Source organism: Kaistella carnis (assembly GCF_003860585.1).
Classification (GTDB): Bacteria; Bacteroidota; Bacteroidia; order Flavobacteriales; family Weeksellaceae; genus Kaistella; species Kaistella carnis.
The window spans coordinates 466966-486271 of record NZ_CP034159.1; the positions used below are offsets into that span (position 1 = coordinate 466966).

Below are 19306 nucleotides of genomic sequence, written 5' to 3' on the forward strand. Positions count from 1 at the left end.
CTAAAATCCTAAGAAATTAAGTTTTAACTGTATTGCGAAATTTTCCTTAAATATAGAAGTTGAATAATGGCCAACTCTATAGAAAAATCCAAGGTTGAAAGGACTTCCTAAAAAATTATTGGCTTCCAGTCCGACTTCCTGATACAAGTGATCGAGTTTTTCAAATTCAAACTGATGCTGTTGTGGATTTTTCATATCCCCAATCACGCCTCGGCACACGAAATCAAAACTTGAAATACTCTTACCAATGGTACGGAAATACCAAGGAATTCGGTGCGTTAAATAGAATCCTGCAAATTTATCATTATAATATTTTCCACCTTCCATGGTCGCAAAGCCGAGATACGAGGTGAAATTGAAATTAAGTGAATTGTTGCCGCTGCCCAAACCTGCAATCGCGAAATTATGCCAGATTGGTGCCTCACCAGACACTAAACCACCATAAACACGAACTCCGGTCACCCCAATTTTTGTTTTGAATTGGTGTTGCGCAAGAACATCAAAACGGCTGTAGGTGAAATCACCACCTAAAGCTTCCATACCTTGCTCGTAATTCGCATAAAATTCAGGATAATTTTGTTCGTAGGTTAATTTACCCGACGGCGTCATCATGCTTTTGGAGTTGGGTGAATATCGCAACGTCAATTGAGCCGCAAAATTTTCGAACTGATTACCTCTATTTTGGAAATTATAATCAAATTTGGTTTCTTCTTTATCTTTTTTAGCGGAGATTCTCATTGTTAAAGCATTAGACAGATCGTTTTCATACGATAGCTTAAACCCCTCAAAATGATAAAAACGGTCATTACGTAAATCAACTCCGGAATTATTAATCTTCATTTTAAAATTCCAAAGATTTTCGGTAAATCGACCCGCTGCATCAACATCATTATAATATTCCGCGCGGAAAAATGAGGTCTTTTCCAAGGTTGTTTTGATATCGACTCCGACTCCATATTTCCAGAAGTGATCCTTGAATCCGTAAGCGATATAAGCATCAGGAGAAATATACTTGTTGAATTTCTCATTCATTTTTGCGGCAAAGCCCACCCGTAAACCTTCATACTGATTGTATTTCAAAAGCTGCAGTGCGTCTATATCAAATTTACCAATACGAATTTTGCCTTGAATAAATCCAGTCAGAACATTTACTTTGCGATCCAGTTTGTATTTTTTACCCACACTGTCTATTTTGGAATATGTCATTCTTTCTCTTTCGGTTAAAGAGTCCGTACGAAATTGATCCAAAGCTTTACCATCAGAGTTTTTAACCGACATCGAATAACCGGAGAAATCTTTTTTATTTTCTTTAATGGAGGTTTGAAAATCAAAATAGTCAGCGGTTAAAAAGACATAATTTCCAAATTTCTTTTTGTTTTGTTTATTCTCTTTGTCTTTTTTGCCATCAGCATCGTTCTCTCTGAAAGCGGTGGCACCCATTTTTATTTTTAAGTGTTCTTTACTTAGGAACCATTTGTTATCGATAGGTTTCCAGATGCTGGTGATCGTTCCTTCACTTTTCTTCTTGCTGTTGCTTTCAATTTTCTTTAAGCCGTAGGTTTCCGCATCTACATAAATGTATCCGTTGAATTTCCGGCGTTGAATGGTTTTCTTATAATCAGCCTGTCGGAACCGGATGACATAGTTTTTACGTCCTTCAATATCAATACTGTCGGTAAGAAAATAACGGTAGAGCGTTCTGTTTTCTTCACGAATTTCACGAGGGATCTTATTTCTGTTTGAACGTAATGCCAACATCTCGTAGACAGGTTCCTTAAGACCTGCCACGCGGTTATCTAAAATGTTGACTTTTTCTCCATATTTTTTAGAATATAAAAATTCGGAGGCTCTTTCCCAAAGAAATATTTTACTTTCAGACATCAATTTCATTACGTTTACGCTTTCAAGGGAATCTTTTCTTTTTTCTACAGACTGCACTGTTGGTGGGAGCAAACTCAATGAGTCCAAACGATTTGTAAGGTATTTGTTGTATTGTTTTATACTGTCTTCATCAAAATCAAAAGATATTTTTTCATAAGATTTAAAGGAATAAGAATCTAAACTCTGGGGGGAATTATCTTTGTACCGGTCATTTACTTTCTGTAAAATTGCCAAGGCACGCGGATCACTTTTATCAGAAATTACAACGCCCTGAATAGACTGCGTTTTAGGATCTGTTTTCGAAAGGTTAATTTCCATCATTTTATCCACTACCGCCTCATCTTCATAAAAACCTGTGGCTTTTACTTCGACTTTATTGCATTTTGTTCGAAATGTTGCAGTTCCATTACCATCTGTTTTTGCTAATAATTTGCCATCACAGTAAATGGATGCGTTCGCGATCGGTGTTCTTTCTCCGGTCTTTAAAACCGTAATTTTTGACTGTCCAAATATGGTAATTACAAAAAATAAGAGGAAAATTGTAAGGGTTCTTTTCATATCAACAAAAGTATTCAAAAAAATCAAAAATAAGTTCGTTCTTTTTAGAATATTTGTCATCCTGAGTAAATGATAAAATGGTGAATATCAATTGATATTTTGATCAGTTCTTTACGAAATACGACTCCATTTATTCTTGCCTTTATATTGCTTGGCGTAATAGGTTCGCAGTTGAAAATTCTCCGGATGTTCTAAATTCGGATCGTTTTTAAGAAGATGTTCTACGCTGGCTTTTGCAACCTTAATAATGTTTCCATCGGTGACGAGATTTAGCTTTTTAAAATCAACGACCCCACTTTGTTGGGTTCCCAAAATATCTCCGGGACCTCTTAACTGCATATCAACCTCAGAAATTTTGAAACCGTCATTGGTGTCTACCATGGTTTTCATTCGTGTTCGGCTGTCACTGGATAATTTATCAGAGGTCACCAAAATGCAGTAACTCTGTTCTGCACCCCGGCCCACACGACCACGAAGCTGATGAAGTTGCGACAAGCCAAATCTCTCCGCGCTCTCTATTATCATTACCGAAGCATTTGGAACATTTACTCCCACCTCAATCACGGTTGTGGCTACCATAATGTGAGCTTTTCCCGATGCGAAATATTGCATGGCTGCTTCTTTTTCAGCAGGTTTCATTCGTCCGTGCAGCATTGTCACATTATAACCTTCGTAAAACTCCAGAATATGATCAAAATTTTCTAGTAAATTTTTGTAATCTAGGGTTTCAGATTCTTCGATGAGCGGATATACAAAATAAATCTGGCGGCCTTTTTCAATTTCTTCTTTTGCAAAACGGAAAATAGTCAGTCGGTCTTTTTCCCGGCGGTGTGCAGTGATGATGGGTTTTCGTCCCACCGGTAATTCATCAATAACCGAAACATCCAGATCGCTGTAGAAACTCATCGCTAAAGTTCTCGGAATGGGTGTTGCCGTCATTACCAAAATGTGGGGTGGAATTTTATTTTTCGCCCATAATCTGGCTCTTTGTGCCACGCCAAAACGGTGTTGCTCATCGATGATGGCTAAACCAAGATTTTTGAACTGCACAATATCTTCTAAAACGGCGTGTGTACCGATAAGAATTGAAAGTTCTCCGGATAGAAGTTCCTCATGGATAATTTTTCGCTCTGATGTTTTCGTGGAGCCTGTTAACAAACGGACTTTGATTTCTGTGTTTTCTAAAAGTTCCTGTACTGAAGCAAAATGCTGTTGCGCCAAAATTTCGGTGGGTGCCATCATACAACTTTGAAAACCATTGTCTAAGGCAATCAGCATTGACAGCAGAGCCACCATCGTTTTACCGGAGCCAACATCACCCTGAAGAAGCCGATTCATCTGAATAGGCTTTTTCATATCGGTTCGAATTTCCTTTAATACCCGTTTTTGAGCATTAGTCAGTTCGAAAGGAATACAATGTTTGTAAAAATTATTAAAATGATCGCCAACTTTTGGAAAAGGATTTCCTACAGCAGAGGTTTTATGATGCTGTTTTTTTAAACCGTAGCCCAATTGAAAAAAAAATGCTTCTTCAAACTTTACTCTTTTTTCTGCGTGTTCAAAATGATGTAGATCTTTCGGAAAATGAATGTTGTAAAGAGAAGTAATTCTGCCGATGAGTTTTAGTTTCTTTATCAAAGAATCGGAAAGGTTTTCCTCTACCAAATTCGGGAGATTTCTTGTAATTTCGGCAAGTACCGTTTGAAAGAATTTATTATTCAATCCTCTTTTCGAGAGTTTTTCACTGCCGGGGTAAATAGGCAAGAGGGTTCCGGAAAGTGCTTTTTTTTCATCAACTTCTATTTCAGGATGCGCCATTGAAAAGATTCCATTGAAGTCATTAATCTTACCAAAAATAAAAATTGGAAGGTTTAATGGAATCTGCTCTTTCATCCATTTTGAATAACGAAACCAAACCAGATCCAGCGTTCCGGTATCATCGCGAAATTTTGCAGTTAATCTCTTTTGACCTTTTCCATAGGCAACTTCCTGAATATCGGATATTTTTCCTTTTAATTGAATTTCGGCTTCAGGCTCTGCGCGCAGGTCTCCAATTTTGTAAATTTTACTTTTATCAATATATCGCAGGGGATAAAAGGTCAAAAAATCTTCTACGGTGGTAATTCCTAAAACATTTTTGATGAATTTGGCTCTTTCGGGACCGATTCCCTTTAAAAATTCAATGGAAGTTTCTAAAGTCAAGAAAAATAGATTATGCGTGAATTTCTAAAATAGTTTTGAAAGGAGCGAATTTCGTTAAAATAAAAAAGACTTCCAAAAATAATTGAAAGTCTTACTTATAAATAAAAGTTCTTGAAAAACTAGTCTTTGATATTTGATTTAAATTTCTTCTGATAATTTTGCCACTGTTCGCGTGAGGCGACTTTTTTAAACTCATCATTTGCAATGAAAGGAATATAAGGTTCCAGCTCTTTTGCAGTAAGAGCACCTTGTAAAATCGTAATAGGCTGGCCTTTTTCATCTAAAAAAACGGTTGCAGGAACAGCATTTACATTCATATATTGAGTGAGCTCATGCAACGAATTTCTTCTTTTGTTTTCATCGTAACCCGGATTCGTAAATGTTCTTCCGAATAAGGTGATATCTTCTTTTCCCTCCGCATTAAATTTAACCGCATAATATTGTTCGTTTAAATATTTTGCGATTACGGGATGATTATAGGTGTTTTTTTCCATGACCTTGCACGGTGCACACCAATCGGCATAGAAATCAATTATTATTTTTTTTGGAACTTTTTTTTGAGCATTGATGGCGTCTTCCAAAGTCATCCATTGAACTTGCGCTGAGGCAAAGTAAAAATTCAAAATTAAAAGGAGAAGGGCAAATTTTTTCATGGTTTTCTTGATTGCTAAAGTGATGCCAATTTAAGTTTAACGAACTTCCTGCATTAATTTTTTGACTAAAGGTGATATTAAGATTAACACGACACCGGCAATAACGGCATATAATCCCAAATCTTTGTACCCGGAAGTATATGCCTGCAATTTTTCAATATTTGAAGCTTCTTCACGCGCCGTCGCCATATTAGCTCCAATTAATCCGGCAACATATTGGCCGTAAGCCGAAGCCAGGAACCATAGACCCATCATCATTCCCTGTAGTTTTTGGGTAGAGAGTTTGGTCATAATCGACAGTCCGATGGGAGAGAGACACATTTCTCCCAACGTGATGATAAAAAGGGCAATGGTAAATAAACTTAAGGATGTTACACCTTCAGCATTCGCAAAGAATTTTGTGGCGTAAATAGCGTAAAAACCCAAGCCTAGAAAAATAAAGCCCAAACCAAATTTAATAATTGTATTCGGTTCTAGTTTCTTTTTGCTAAGCCAAATCCAGAGTAAACCAATAGGAATGGCGACTAATAGAATGAAAAATGCACCCCCTGAATTGTTTACGCCGTTTGGATCTAAACCAAGCAAATCATTATTTAAATTATGAGCCGCAAAAATACTCAGCGAGCCTCCACTTTGTTCATAAATACCCCAAAATATAATAGAGAAAAGAATAAATATTAAAGCGGCCATCAGTTTACTGCGTTCCTTCTTATTGACCTTTGACATTTCATAGAAAAGATAAATCAAAGTTAAAGGTCCGACAGTATACATGAAATAATCGGTGTACTCCGTTTTGGCAACCATCACCATTATCATCGGAATGAAAACCAGGGATAGCGCATAAACAGCGTATTCTTTCCATTTCTCCATGTCGACTTCTTCACCAGTCTTTAATGTTTTTTTAGGCTGAAGTCCGATTGGACCTAAACTTCTTTGCGTAAACACAAAATTAATTAAACTGATCACCATTACCACTGCAGCTAAACCAAAAGCAACATTCCAGTGCAATCCTTCCGGGATCAAATGCGAAAGTAACTCGCCTTTTCCAATAGCGATACAAAGATATCCACCGAGTAAAGCACCTAAATTAATTCCGGCATAGAAGAGTGAGAAACCTGCGTCTGTACGGTTATCACCTTTTTTATATAGCTTTCCAACCATGGTGGAAATATTAGGTTTAAAGAAACCTGTTCCTACAACGGTAAAAGAAATTCCGATGAAAAAGTAATCATGCGGGTTGGCTGCTAAGATCATACTCCCGATGATCATTAAAAATCCACCCCAGAATAAAGATTTACGGAAACCTAAAATTTTATCTGCGAACAATCCGCCAACAAAAGTAAATGCATAGACAAAGGCTTGTGTAGCTCCATATTGAAGATTGGCTTCTTTCTCCGCGAGATTTAATTGTGAAATCATAAAGAAGACCAGCATTCCACGCATTCCGTAGAAACAAAAACGTTCCCACATTTCCGAGAAAAAGAGGTACCAAATCTGTTTCGGATATTTTCCTTTAAAATCCTGAATTTGTTCGAGAGTTAAGTTCATAGGTAATGAGTAATTAGTAATTAGAAATGCTGAACAAATGTTTATAAGAAATCTTTAAATAAAGAAAGCACTACTTATAAATTTTGGACAAACGAAAATAGAAAAAACCACCGAGTTAGCGATGGTTTTTATGATTTTATTTAATATTCTCTTAATGAATACCTTTCATAAATTTATTTAATATGGGCGAAAGAAGAAGTAAACATACTCCAGAAGTCAACATCAAATAAGTAATAAATGGATACAAAGCGAAATCATAAGTGGTTAAAATTTGCTCTAAAGTTGCTGCAAGGTAATTACCTAAAGCCAAACTCGCCATCCAAACTCCCATCATAATTGAGGTGATGTTACTTGGGGAAAGTTTGGTCACCATGGAAAGTCCAATAGGTGATAACATCAATTCTCCTATAGTTAAGAGTGTATAAACCACCACTAACCACATAGGACTAACAATATTTCCCGCATCTGCACCATTTTGTGCTTGGGTCATAATAAAGAAAGCAATTGCACCTATGAACATTGCCATTGCAAATTTGACAGGCGTTCTTGGATTCATTTTTTTTGCAGCTAATTTTACCCATAAGATTGAAAATAAAGGCGCCATTGTTACTATTACAATTGGATTAATATTTTGGAACCACGTGGTAGGAATTTCAAATCCTCCCACAACTCTGTCTGTATTCTCTTGCGCAAATAGATTAAAAGTTCCACCAGCTTGTTCAAAACCTGCCCAGAAAACAATATTAAAAAATGCCAATATTAAGATTACAAAAACTCTCGTCCATTCAGTAGGTCCTGTTGTTCCTTTAAATATGGAAGTTCCGATAAATCCAACTCCGCCTATTCCTAAGATCCAAACCAAAATGGTATGAATGGTTTCTGAGCTGTTATTCCATATAAACATTACCAAGAAAACGAAAGCAACAATTCCAATGGTGTAAAGAATTACATCAATCCAGTCTTTTCTTACCAAATCAGTTAGTCCTTTCTCTTTATAAGTTGGTGGAAGGCCTTTATCGCCCAAAGTTCCTCTTCGTGCATAAAACCATAAAATACCAAAAAGCATTCCTACAGCTGCTACGAAATAACCGTAAGGCCAACCTACCTTTTCACCTAAAGTACCCGCTACGAAAGGAGAAAGAAACGCACCAATATTAATTCCCATATAGAAAATAGTAAATGCACCATCTTTTCGAGGGTCATCATTGTCATATAAATCACCAACGATGGTTGAAATATTTGGTTTAAAGAATCCGTTACCTAAAATTAAAACTCCTAGTCCTAAATAGAATAAGTTTTTTCTTGTTTCAACATCTGGAAATAGATCAATGGAAGAACCGGCAGCCAACATAAACTGACCAATCGCCATTACTAATCCACCGACTAAAATTGATTTTCTTTGACCTAAAATTTTATCTGCGAACCAACCGCCCAAAATTGGCGTCAGGTAAACTAAAGCAGTAAAAACTCCGTAAACTGATAAAGATTCAGCCCGATCAAGGCCGAAACCTCCTGTAGCTAATTCAGCGGTTAAGAAAATTGTTAGCAGGGCACGCATTCCATAATAGGAAAATCGCTCCCACATTTCAGTAAAGAACAAGGTGTACAATCCTTTAGGATGACCTTGTTGCGGCTGTGTTGTATCCATGGTTTTTATTGTTAATTTTTTGTTAAGATTCGCAAATATAGTTTTTTTTCAGTTTTTAGAAAGGTATTTCACAACTTTAGTCGAAAAAACCACCGATTAATTCGATGGTTTTATGAAATCTTTAGTTATTCGGTTAATGTAGTATCAATTATTAATGAATACCGTGCATCATCTTGACTAATTTTCTGTTAAATAATAAAAGTAACACGGCTGCAAATACAGGAATAGCACCAAAAAATATAAAGAAGGTTGCCATTCCGTAAGTTTCAGAGATTTTATCAATCATCGCTCCGGTTTGTCCCGCAATAAAATTTGCAATTGCAGAAGCAGTAAACCATAATCCGAAGAGAAGACCGATGAATTTTTTCGGGGAAAGCTTACTTACATAAGACAGTCCTACCGGAGATAAGCAAAGTTCCCCTGCAGTGTGGAAGAAATATGCTAATATCAACCAAATCATACTTACGGAAGCAGTTTTTGCGCCTAAAGGAATACTCATACTTCCGTACGCTAAAAAGACAAATCCAAATCCTACCAGGATAAGTCCTAATGCTAATTTTACAGGACCTGAAGGATTCCACTTTTTTTCCCAAAATTTACTGAAAGAGGTCGCCATTGTGATAATAAAGAAAGAATTTAAAATTTGGAACCAAGAAGCTGCAACTTCCGCATTTTCCTGATTAAATTCTCTGTTGATCTTCCAAATTCCCAATCCCCAAATAATTAAAAAGGAAAGTCCTGTAAAAACAATAGTGAGTGGATATTTCTTTGCGATCTGCTTGGAAAGTAGATATAAAACGTAAGTAACAATCGCTATGGGAAATATGGTTAAGAGAGTATCTATCCATTTAAAAATTAGTCCCGCATTGCCATCAAGCGTTCTCTGCGTATAATCTTTAGCAAAAATAGACATTGATCCGCCCGCCTGTTCGAAGGCGAAGAAGAAAAATATACTGGCCACCATAAATATTCCAACCACAATCAAACGGTCACGAATAACGGCTGGTCTGCTAGATATTTCTTCTGCTTCTGACATTTGGTTTTCTTCATCAAAAATAGCAGCAACTTCTTCGTTTTTAGCTGGGCTGGTACCAATAATTCCAAATATTTTCTGTGCAAAAAAGAACTGTAATAAACCAAAAAACATGAAAACTCCAGCGAGTCCGAACCCAAAATGCCAACCTACTTTTTCCCCGATATATCCACAAAGCATCATTCCAAGGAAAGCTCCGGCATTAATTCCCATGTAAAATATGGTGTAACCCGCATCCTTTTTGGCACTGCTGTCGGGATATAACTGTCCAACCATCGATGAAATATTGGGCTTAAACATTCCGTTCCCCAATATCATTAACGCTAAACCGATATAGAAGAAGGTTTCTGAGATTCCTTCCATCGCAATGGCGGCATGTCCCAGCGTCATAACCAGGGCGCCAATCAGAATTGCTTTACGATATCCTGTAAACTTATCGGCGATAATACCACCGAGTAACGGCGTTAGATAGACCAATCCTGTATACCAACCGTAGAGTTGAAGTGCGTCTTCATTTGACCATTCCCAACCACCTTCAGTAAGTTTAGATACGAGGAAAATAGTTAATAAGGCACGCATTCCGTAATAACTGAACCGTTCCCACATTTCTGTAAAAAATAATACAAAAAGTGAGGCGGGATGTCCCATCACCATTTTATCGTCAATTCCTTCTTTCGAAAGGTGCTTTATTAAAATGTCATCTTGATTTAAATTCATTTTTTATAAGTTTAATTTTCTGTTTATAAAATTTTTACATTGCTTAAAGAGCGTAAGCAGGGCAAATATAGTTTTTTAGATTTTAGCCAGATGAAGGACTGTTAAATGATGAAATTCGCGGTTACCCATTCCATCATAATGGCAGAAAGAAGTGCGCCTACCGTCCCAACGATATAACCTAATATGGCAAGTAATGCCCCAACCGGTGCTAAACTTGGATTAAATGCAGCCGCAACAACCGGCGCTGAAGCCGCTCCTCCAATGTTTGCTTTACTCCCAACGGCAATAAAGAAGAAAGGCGCTTTGATGAGTTTTGCTACTAAAAAGAGAATTGCCACGTGAATACTCATCCAGACAATTCCAAGAAGTATTAAGAATGGATTATCAAAGATTTGCATAATATCCATACGCATTCCAATGACCGCCACCAGAATATAAATGAAGAGACTACCTATTTTACTGGCGCCAACTCCTTCTAAACTTCGGAGTTTCGTTGTGGAAACTAAAACACCTATTACGGTTGAAAATAGAATGAGCCATAAAAAGCTGGAAGTAAAAGAGTTAAAGAATGATTTTGGATCTGCGAAAGAAGGAATGGAGGAAAGGAAATTTGCCATCAATTCAGCAAAGTAATAGGAGATGGCGAGACCTCCGAAGGTGATCCCAAACATAACCATATAATCTTTTAAAGTGGGGAGTTTTTGTACACTTAAAGAATAGTTTTCCACTCGTTCTACCAAATTCTGAATCGATGATTCATCCGCTTTAAGCCAGTTATTTATTTTCGTGTTTTTTGAAATTAAAAACAGCAAAATAGCCATCCAAATATTTGCGACTACAATGTCAACTAAGATCATTCCACCGTACAACGTTTTGTCATATCCAAAAATCTCCAGCATGGCCGTTTGGTTTGCACCTCCGCCAATCCAACTTCCGGCTAAAGTTGTAAGACCTCTCCAGATTTCCTGATTACCGGCTCCTGCAACAGTAGAAGGATGTATCTGGCTGAAAAGAAAAAGAGCTATTGGTCCTCCCAGAACAACTCCAACGGTCCCGGAAAGAAACATGACAATGGGTTTCCAACCTAAATTAATCAAACCTTTTAAATCGATTCCCAAACATAAAAGTAATAGAGATGCCGGCAGCAGATAGCGTGTAGCCACAAAATAAAGCTGCTCATATTCCGGTGTTGAACTGGAAACGATGTTCGTTGTATTTAAAACTGCGGGGAGCATATAACACAACAGCAAAGCGGGAAATATTCGGTAAAATTTACTCCAGCTTTTTAAAGAGGAAGTATAAAAAATCACCGCCAAAGACAGTGCTAATAGTCCAAAAACGAGAATGTTGTTTTTAAATAAAGGTTCTATGATTGCTTCTTGCATTGATATAATTATAGAGTAAAAAACAAATATATACTTTTTCTTTTAATGATTCTTCATAAATAACCGCAGGTCGGCACATTTCAACAAGGCTTTTCGCAATAAATGAGATCCTGAATCGTAAAATAGATCTATTTTAATTTTATACTACATAAAAAACCACCCAATAAGTGGGTGGTTATATAATGTGTTTGAGTAATTTACAAATTGTTGAGTAAGAAATCAGTCATCTTCTGATACAATTGCGCACGCGTTTGACCTCCCGCAATTCCATGGTTTTTATCCGGGTAAGCCATGAATTCAAACTGTTTTTTATTTTGAATTAAAGCTTCTGCAAACTCCATTGAATTTTGGAAATGTACGTTATCATCGGCAGTTCCGTGAATAAGAAGGAACTTTCCTTTTAATAATTCTGCATAGCTCGTAGGGGAATTGTCATCATAACCTGCAGGGTTTTCCTGGGGTGTTCTCATGAATCGTTCCGTGTACACAGAATCGTAATATCTCCAGTTGGTAACGGGCGCGACTGCGATTCCAGTTTTGAAAACGTCTGCACCTTCTGTCAAAGCCAAACTAGCCATGTAACCACCGAAACTCCAGCCGAAAATACCGATTCGGTCTTTGTTAATATAGGATTGCTTGCCGAACCATTTTGCCGCGGCAATCTGGTCTTCTATTTCATATTTCCCTAAATTCAGGTACGTTACTTTTTTAAATTCCGTTCCTTTATAACCCGTTCCGCGACCATCAACACAGGCTACAATATAACCTTTTTGCACCAAATGATTAAACCATAACCCATTTCCCTGATCCCAAGAATTGGTGACCTGCTGAGAACCCGGCCCTGAATATTGGAACATAAATAAAGGATATTTTTTATTAGGGTCAAAGTCTTTTGGTTTCATGATCCACGCATTCATTTCATCTCCAGCTTCGTTTGGAATAGTAAAGAATTCCTTTGTCACCATATTATCTGCCTGCAGTTTTTTTAACTGCTCTTCATTATTCTGAAGTTCTTTCAATGTTTTACCATTTCCATCTTTTAAAACATAAGTGTAAGGTTTTGCAGCTGAAGACGAAGTTTCGATGAAATAGTTGTAATTGTGACTGAAATTAGCACTGTTTGTTCCTGTTTTTTCCGAAAGCAAAGTCACTTTTCCGCTATTGATATTCACTTTAGAAATCACTTTGTTAATGCTTCCTTCCTGGGTGGTTTGAATGAAAACTTCCTTGGTTTTCGGGTTGTAACCGTAATAATTGGTCACTTCCCAGTTGCCTTTTGTAATCTGTTTCTTGAGTTTGCCATCTTCATTATACCAGTATAAATGTCTGTTGCCATCTCTTTCAGCGCCCCAAATAAAGGAGTTGTCATCTAAGAATTCTAAAGTCACATTATCGGTATCAATCCATCTTTTATCAGATTCTGTAAATAATTTAGTGATGTTTCCCGTTTTGGTATTCACTTTTAAAACATCTGATGCATTTTGTAACCGCTCCGAGGTAATCAAAATAATTTCATCGGCTTTTGCAGTTTTATAAACATCAGGAATGTAATAATTCTTAAAATTGCTCAGATTTAAAGCAATGGTTTTGGAACTGTCTAAACGGTAAAGCTGTGCGGAAACGACCGAGTTTTTCTCCCCCGCCTTTGGATATTTAAAACGCATTTCAGAAGGGTAGAGCTGTTTCCCGTAGATCGGGATCATCATTTCCGGTACTTCAGATTCATTTGATTTTACAAAAACGATGGCATCAGAATTTTTAGTCCATTCGTAAAGTTTTGCATGTCCAAATTCTTCCTCATACACCCAGTCTGCCAAACCATTTAATATAGAATTCTTTTTACCGTCAGAAGTGATCTGGGTAATTTTTCCAGAATTTAAGTCTTGATAAAATAGATTGTTATCCGATACAAACGCTACCTTGTTTCCGTCGGGTGAAAATGTAGGTTCCTGTACGAAATTCCCATTATTAAGGCTCATTACTTTTCCGGATTTCAAATCTTTCACATCGAATTTACCTAAAAAAGAATGTCTGTAAATAGATTTACTGTCCTTTAATAATAAAATTTTGGACTCGTCATCATTAAAAGTATAGGATTGAAATCGACCTTCTACAATACTTCCATTTTTTTGAGTTGTTTTATAAGAATACTTTGTTATACCACCAGATTCTATAACCGCATAGTCTTCGCCGTTTTTTAGGGAAGAAATTCCAGAAATTCCCTTTCCACGATAATAACCGGAGTAGATTTTATCTAATGTTATTTCCTGTGCAAAAAAGGCAACCGAAGTTAAAATGGAAATTGAGAAGAGGATTTTTTTCATAATAAATTGATAAGATTTCAAAGATAAGAAAATTCTTAAAATACCGTTAAACTTTGTGATAAAGGGTTTTTGTGGCAAAAAATTTGATATAAAACTAAAGATTTAATAAAAAAAATAAATTATGGAAAACTTTAACACAGAAAAACTCGTAAAATATGAAATGGAGGGTCAGGAAATTCTTGTAGGATTTCCCAATTTTGAAACTGCGGAAACATATGCTGCTCAAAATTTAGGAACTTTGGTTGAGCTTGCTTTTACCGATGGAAATGACAATCCACAATTAAATAAAGAAGCGGGATTAATTAGCGGTAAAAAACATTTTTTCGTTCAGGCCGGACCTGAATATCGATTTATCCACTCTGCTGATCCCGAGTTTAGAGAATATGCGGATAAATTACAGGAACTAAAATCGGATTTGAAAGATGAAAGTCCGGAGGAGAAATATTTCTCCAATGCAGAAATCGAAATTGCAGAAGATCCTATTATTGTCTTAAAAAACAATGAATTCGAATCCGTTACTTCCAGAGAACGCTCGAAATATTTAAAACAAGCGAATGTTTTTGAGATCGGCGTAGCAAAACCAATTACAGATTAGCATTAAATACAGCGATGTAAATAAATCTTTTTGATTTAAAAGAACGTAAAATAATAAGAATGTCCATCATATTTGATGGACTTTTTTTTGTGATATAATCTAGTGATTGTGGTTAAACCCAATCGACTGCGTCGGTTTTTCAACAGTTTTATAGTGGTTCAATTCTGTTTCCAAAGCATCAATTCGTCTGCTAAAATCTTCATAATTATTTAAGGAAACATCAGCGATAAACTGGTCAATCTGATTCAAATAATTTGGGGTTAATTTCGTAGAGGCGTCTTTTAAAGCAGATTCCAACATTTTTTTGGTAATCTTAATTTCTGTAGAAGGATCCTTTAAATAGGTGTTTCTAATTTTTTTCTTTAAACTTTGTGTAAAATCAATCAACATCGTATTAGAAAATACTTTCATTTTTTTGGAGACATCCGTCCAAAAGGGAAGTTGATGGGCGTTGTTTGATTTTAGAATTTTCATTAATAGTGAATCATCCAATAAACCGTTGGTCATGTGATGCAGGAGCATTTCTGCACGCTCTTTTGCATTGGGTGGAAATATCGGAATTATTACATCAAACCGGCCCGGAGCAAGGATCTCACGGTCGATATTTACAACAGAATTTGCTGATCCAAGCATCAGAATCTTCTCTCTCTCGAAATGACCTATATAATGAAGAATGATTTCTTTGGTTTCTTCATCGCAACTTTTTACAGTTTCCACTTCGTTGCGCTCCCTCATAATCTGGTCAAAATCTTCCAGAAAAAGAAGTACTTTTTCCTCCTTCATCGTTTCTACAATAAAATCATTGAAGTTCGTTTCCTGATGATTGACTAAAGAAGTACCTAAAAAATATTTCTTAATTTCCTTAAAATCATACCCGATTATTTCTGCAATTTTGTGCGCCCAAAAAATTTTGCCACTCCCCGGCGGACCGTAAAGCACAATTCCTGCAGGTTTTTGAATTCCCCAATCTTGTACCGATACTTCATTTAAATAAGGTTCTAAAGTTTGGGTAATAAAAAAGAATAAATCCCGATAACCGATAAAATCTCTGGAGGCTAATTTTGTGTTTTTACCAAAATAGTTATAGATGAACTGATAATTTCCGCCCAGTTTATTGTCAATATCAAAACGTGAAACAGAGGATTTGTAAATTCCGTTATCAAATAACTTTGGCTTTCTATGCTCTATAATTTCAGCAACCTTATCCGTCGGTTGATTGATGTTCTCCGCAATATCTTCTACTGTTTTTTTCTGATTCAGATCTTCACTATACTTACGCAGAAAAATGATATTTTCTCTGGCAAATTTTGCAAAATCTTCTTTAACTTCAAATGTGGTAGTAATACATTCTGAAAGTTCCAAATCGAAATCCTGAATAAATTTGATTAAACTTTCCGTTGGAATGTGAAGTTCTTTTGCAAGTTTTCCTAATTTCATACAAAATGATTTTTGAGATATAATCAAATGTACAAATTAAATTTTGGAAGATTTATTAGATAACAAAAACGAAATTAGGGTTCAAAAGTTTCAAATTTCCCATTATCGTAAAAGAACACGATTCGTTTCACCTTAACATCTTTTTTGTCAACTGATTCTGAGATCGGAGAAGGTTCCGGAATCTCTAATCGCTGAGAATCGCTTATTTTTTCTTTAACTGATTGTGGGGAAGATATTTTCGATTCTCGTGGCGGTTCGATGCTAATGGTGTCTTCAGATTCTGTGATTCCAAAATCATCATCATTAATTAAAGAGAATAAATCGGGGAGGGAAGTAGGTTTTGCTTTTTCAACTACTTCCTTGGATTCTTCAGGAATATCCGCAGTTTTAAGCATTTCACCTTTGCCTTCAATCAGCCATTCCCATTCCAACTCCGGAAACCGATTTTTAATTTTCATTAAAAAATCCAGAGAAGGTTTATTCCTTCCGGAAGTAATATGTGAAATACTGGAGCGCTGCACTTCGATTTCATCTGCAAATTCTGAAAGTGAAAATTCAGAATAGGCAATTATTTTAGAAATTCTTTCCTTTAAATCCATATTACAAATGTAAATATAATTTTACAAAACTAAATTACAAATGTTAATGAAGATGGAATTCAGATTTTTACAAAAGTAAAATAAAATCTTAACGAGCTGATTTTGTGATATATTATCAATTTACAATATTAAATTACTTACGTAAATGATCATCATTTTTTGCATCATATTTTAATTTTCGCTCCTTCTTATGTTCCGGTAATACAAGGGAAAGGAAGATACTTCCTCCTAAAATTCCGACGATTATAAACAGAGAATCTGTAGTTGAAAATCCAACTTTATCCAGATATTCATGGAACAACATTTTTAGACCGATGAAGGTTAAAAGAATGGCAAGTCCCACTTTTAAGAATCTAAACTTGTCGATGATTCCAGCCAAAAGGAAGAACATAGACCGCAATCCGATAATAGCAAATATATTGGAGAAGAATACGACGTACGGATCTTTGGTTACTGAAAAGATAGCCGGAATACTGTCTACCGCAAAGATGAGATCAGTAAATTCAATGATAACCAATACTAAGAAAAGAGGGGTCATTTTTTTAATTCCGTTGATAGTTACAAAAAACTTGCTTCCCACAAAGTGATTATGAACTTTAAAATGCTTGTTTGCAAACTTAACTACGGGATGATTTTGAGGATCAATGCTGTCATCATGATCTTTATCAAAGAACATTTTAACTCCTGTAAATACGAGGAATGCCCCAAATACATACATAATCCACTCAAATTTCTGGATCAGGGCTGCACCTACGAATATAAAGATGAACCGCATTACAATGGCTCCCAGAATTCCCCAAAAGAGAACGCGGTGATAGTTGCGCGGCGCAACACCAAAGGCTGTAAAAATAAGAACCATGACAAATATATTATCAACAGACAGCGCGTATTCGACGACATAACCTGTTAAATATTCCAGTCCCAAGTTTTGGTTATATAAATAGATGCTTCCTTCCAAATCAGTTGGGATGATCCGTACAGGATGATGGTGTTTTGAAACGATCTCCTGAAGTCTTTCAATGCTATCGATGCCATGGAGTAGGTGACCGTAATGCGTAAGTACAAAATAGAAACACATAGACAGTGCGACTACAAAGAAACTCATTAGACCCGCCTGCTTCATTGAAACAGTATCTGACTTCTTATTGAGAAGACCTAAATCTAATACCAAAATTAAGAGGATGAATAAAATGAAACTTACTAAAAAAATACTTTCGTTTGTCATATATAAGTAAAAAACAAAGGTAATGATTTTCAATAATATTTAAGTTTACATTTGTAAAACAAAACTTTGAAAGATGCTTTGTTTGTAAATGCGTGTTTATGTTAATTACCACCAAATGAGGTTATCCACTAGTAAATTCACTTCAAGTACATATAAACTTCTAATTGACATGATTTAAATAAAGTACTGATTGTAAGTTTATTATAATTTCTAATTAAAATAAATTCAATCCACAAAATTATCAACAGACAAACTGACATTTTGAACTGTTTAATTAATTTACAAAAGTAAATTTTATTTTTAGCTCGGAAAAATCTAAATTTGGAAATTGTAAAATTATAAAGAATGTCCATGACTCTTAAGTATCAGCAAAACCCTGTTTTCCCAAACCGGTATATTTCCCCGCAAAAATTATTTAATTTCCTACAGGAGAATTACAGCCGGGTAATTACGGAGGTTGGTACTTCATATTTGGGAAAGCCGATTTATAAAATGAGGTTGGGAGAAGGAAGTGTCAAAGTGCTCGCGTGGTCTCAAATGCATGGGAATGAATCTAATTCAACACTTGCAATGCTTGATCTGCTTGAGATGTTTAAACATCAGCCAGAAATTGAAAAAGAAATAGCATCAAACATTACCCTTGATTTTATTTTTATGCTAAATCCCGATGGTGCGGAGAAATGGACAAGAAGAAATGGATTGGATATTGATCTTAACCGGGATTTCCTAAAACGGTCATCCAAAGAATTTTCCATCTTAAAAAAAGCAGTTGATAAGGAAGAGTATGACTATGCTTTAAATCTTCATGAACAGCGAACTATTTTCAGTACGGATGGTGTTCATCCGGCTACCCTTTCTTTTTTAGCTCCTTCTCAGGATTTTGAAAGGACCGTGACTGAAACAAGAAAAAAAACCATGGCGGTCATCTATAGGATTTACCAAAAACTAAATAGGGAACTTCCGCATCAGATTGCGCGATATTCCGATGAATTTTATCCCAGTTCTACGGGCGATAATTTCACGAAAATGGGAATTCCATGTATATTATTTGAAGGAGGCCACTTCCCCGATGATTATAAAAGAACTGGCACCCGAAAATATTATACCTTGGCTTTGTATGAAGCTTTAAAAGCGATGGCATCTTTAAAAGGTGCTACCGACGATTGGCTCTTATATAGAGAAATTCCCGAAAATAAAGAATCTCATTACGATATCATTTATCGAAATGTGAAACTGAATACTGATTTTGAATGTATTTTAGATATTGCAGTTCAATACAAAGAAGAAATAAAAAGTGGTGAAGAAGAAATTTCTTTCACCCCTATTGTAGTTGAAGTAGGCGATATTGGCAAAAAGAAGGGTTGGAAAGAAATAGACTGCAGCGGGAAAACTTTTGTGTCATCTAAGAGTTTCCCCAAATTAGATGAAGAAGTAGATTTTACTATTGAATAAAAAAAGCGAAGTCCTGAGACTTCGCTTTATCATTATAAAAGGACTCAAT

Annotated in this window: 13 protein-coding genes; 2 read left to right on the forward strand and 11 right to left on the reverse strand. The window is 35.9% G+C overall.

Annotated elements, in window-relative coordinates; all coding sequences use genetic code 11:
* The 8 genes from EIB73_RS02115 to EIB73_RS02150 form a co-directional block, all read right to left on the reverse strand.
* Nucleotides 1–2439 (reverse strand): DUF5686 family protein, encoded by a 2439-nt coding sequence (locus EIB73_RS02115; protein ID WP_228411264.1) that lies wholly within the window; start codon nucleotides 2437–2439, stop codon nucleotides 1–3.
* A gap of 111 nt (nucleotides 2440–2550) precedes the next feature.
* Nucleotides 2551–4641, reverse strand: coding sequence for an ATP-dependent DNA helicase RecG (recG, locus tag EIB73_RS02120; RefSeq protein WP_125022186.1), 2091 nt, complete (start codon nucleotides 4639–4641; stop codon nucleotides 2551–2553).
* A gap of 119 nt (nucleotides 4642–4760) precedes the next feature.
* A complete protein-coding gene (locus EIB73_RS02125; protein ID WP_125022188.1) occupies nucleotides 4761–5294 on the reverse strand; it encodes a thioredoxin family protein in 534 nt (177 codons plus the stop codon).
* Between the two features lie 36 nt (nucleotides 5295–5330).
* A complete protein-coding gene (locus EIB73_RS02130) occupies nucleotides 5331–6842 on the reverse strand; it encodes a peptide MFS transporter (protein ID WP_125022190.1) in 1512 nt (503 codons plus the stop codon).
* Nucleotides 6843–6993: 151 nt separating this feature from the next.
* Complete coding sequence (locus EIB73_RS02135; RefSeq protein WP_125022192.1) at nucleotides 6994–8490, reverse strand: peptide MFS transporter; 1497 nt, start codon at nucleotides 8488–8490, stop codon at nucleotides 6994–6996.
* Between the two features lie 151 nt (nucleotides 8491–8641).
* The gene (locus EIB73_RS02140) at nucleotides 8642–10240 is read right to left on the reverse strand and encodes a peptide MFS transporter (protein ID WP_125022194.1); all 1599 of its coding nucleotides are present in this window, start codon (nucleotides 10238–10240) and stop codon (nucleotides 8642–8644) included.
* Nucleotides 10241–10341: 101 nt separating this feature from the next.
* Nucleotides 10342–11625 (reverse strand): DUF819 family protein, encoded by a 1284-nt coding sequence (locus EIB73_RS02145; RefSeq protein ID WP_125022196.1) that lies wholly within the window; start codon nucleotides 11623–11625, stop codon nucleotides 10342–10344.
* Between the two features lie 197 nt (nucleotides 11626–11822).
* Nucleotides 11823–13949 carry a S9 family peptidase gene (locus EIB73_RS02150; RefSeq protein ID WP_125022198.1) on the reverse strand — a complete coding sequence of 709 codons (2127 nt, stop codon included), beginning with the start codon at nucleotides 13947–13949 and terminating at the stop codon, nucleotides 11823–11825.
* 121 nt (nucleotides 13950–14070) lie between these two features.
* Here EIB73_RS02150 and EIB73_RS02155 point away from each other — a divergent pair, with 121 nt between their 5' ends.
* Nucleotides 14071–14544 (forward strand): hypothetical protein, encoded by a 474-nt coding sequence (locus EIB73_RS02155; RefSeq protein ID WP_125022200.1) that lies wholly within the window; start codon nucleotides 14071–14073, stop codon nucleotides 14542–14544.
* Nucleotides 14545–14643: 99 nt separating this feature from the next.
* Here EIB73_RS02155 and EIB73_RS02160 read toward each other — a convergent pair whose 3' ends face one another.
* The 3 genes from EIB73_RS02160 to EIB73_RS02170 form a co-directional block, all read right to left on the reverse strand.
* Complete coding sequence (locus EIB73_RS02160; RefSeq protein ID WP_125022201.1) at nucleotides 14644–15981, reverse strand: AAA family ATPase; 1338 nt, start codon at nucleotides 15979–15981, stop codon at nucleotides 14644–14646.
* 74 nt (nucleotides 15982–16055) lie between these two features.
* On the reverse strand, nucleotides 16056–16580 hold the full coding sequence (locus EIB73_RS02165) for a helix-turn-helix domain-containing protein (RefSeq protein ID WP_125022203.1): 525 nt from the start codon (nucleotides 16578–16580) through the stop codon (nucleotides 16056–16058).
* A gap of 133 nt (nucleotides 16581–16713) precedes the next feature.
* Complete coding sequence (locus EIB73_RS02170; protein WP_125022205.1) at nucleotides 16714–17805, reverse strand: TerC/Alx family metal homeostasis membrane protein; 1092 nt, start codon at nucleotides 17803–17805, stop codon at nucleotides 16714–16716.
* A 345-nt stretch (nucleotides 17806–18150) separates the two neighbouring features.
* Between EIB73_RS02170 and EIB73_RS02175 the strand changes: the two genes are divergently transcribed.
* Nucleotides 18151–19257 carry a M14 family zinc carboxypeptidase gene (locus EIB73_RS02175; protein WP_125022207.1) on the forward strand — a complete coding sequence of 369 codons (1107 nt, stop codon included), beginning with the start codon at nucleotides 18151–18153 and terminating at the stop codon, nucleotides 19255–19257.
* The last annotated feature ends 49 nt before the right edge of the window (nucleotides 19258–19306 follow it).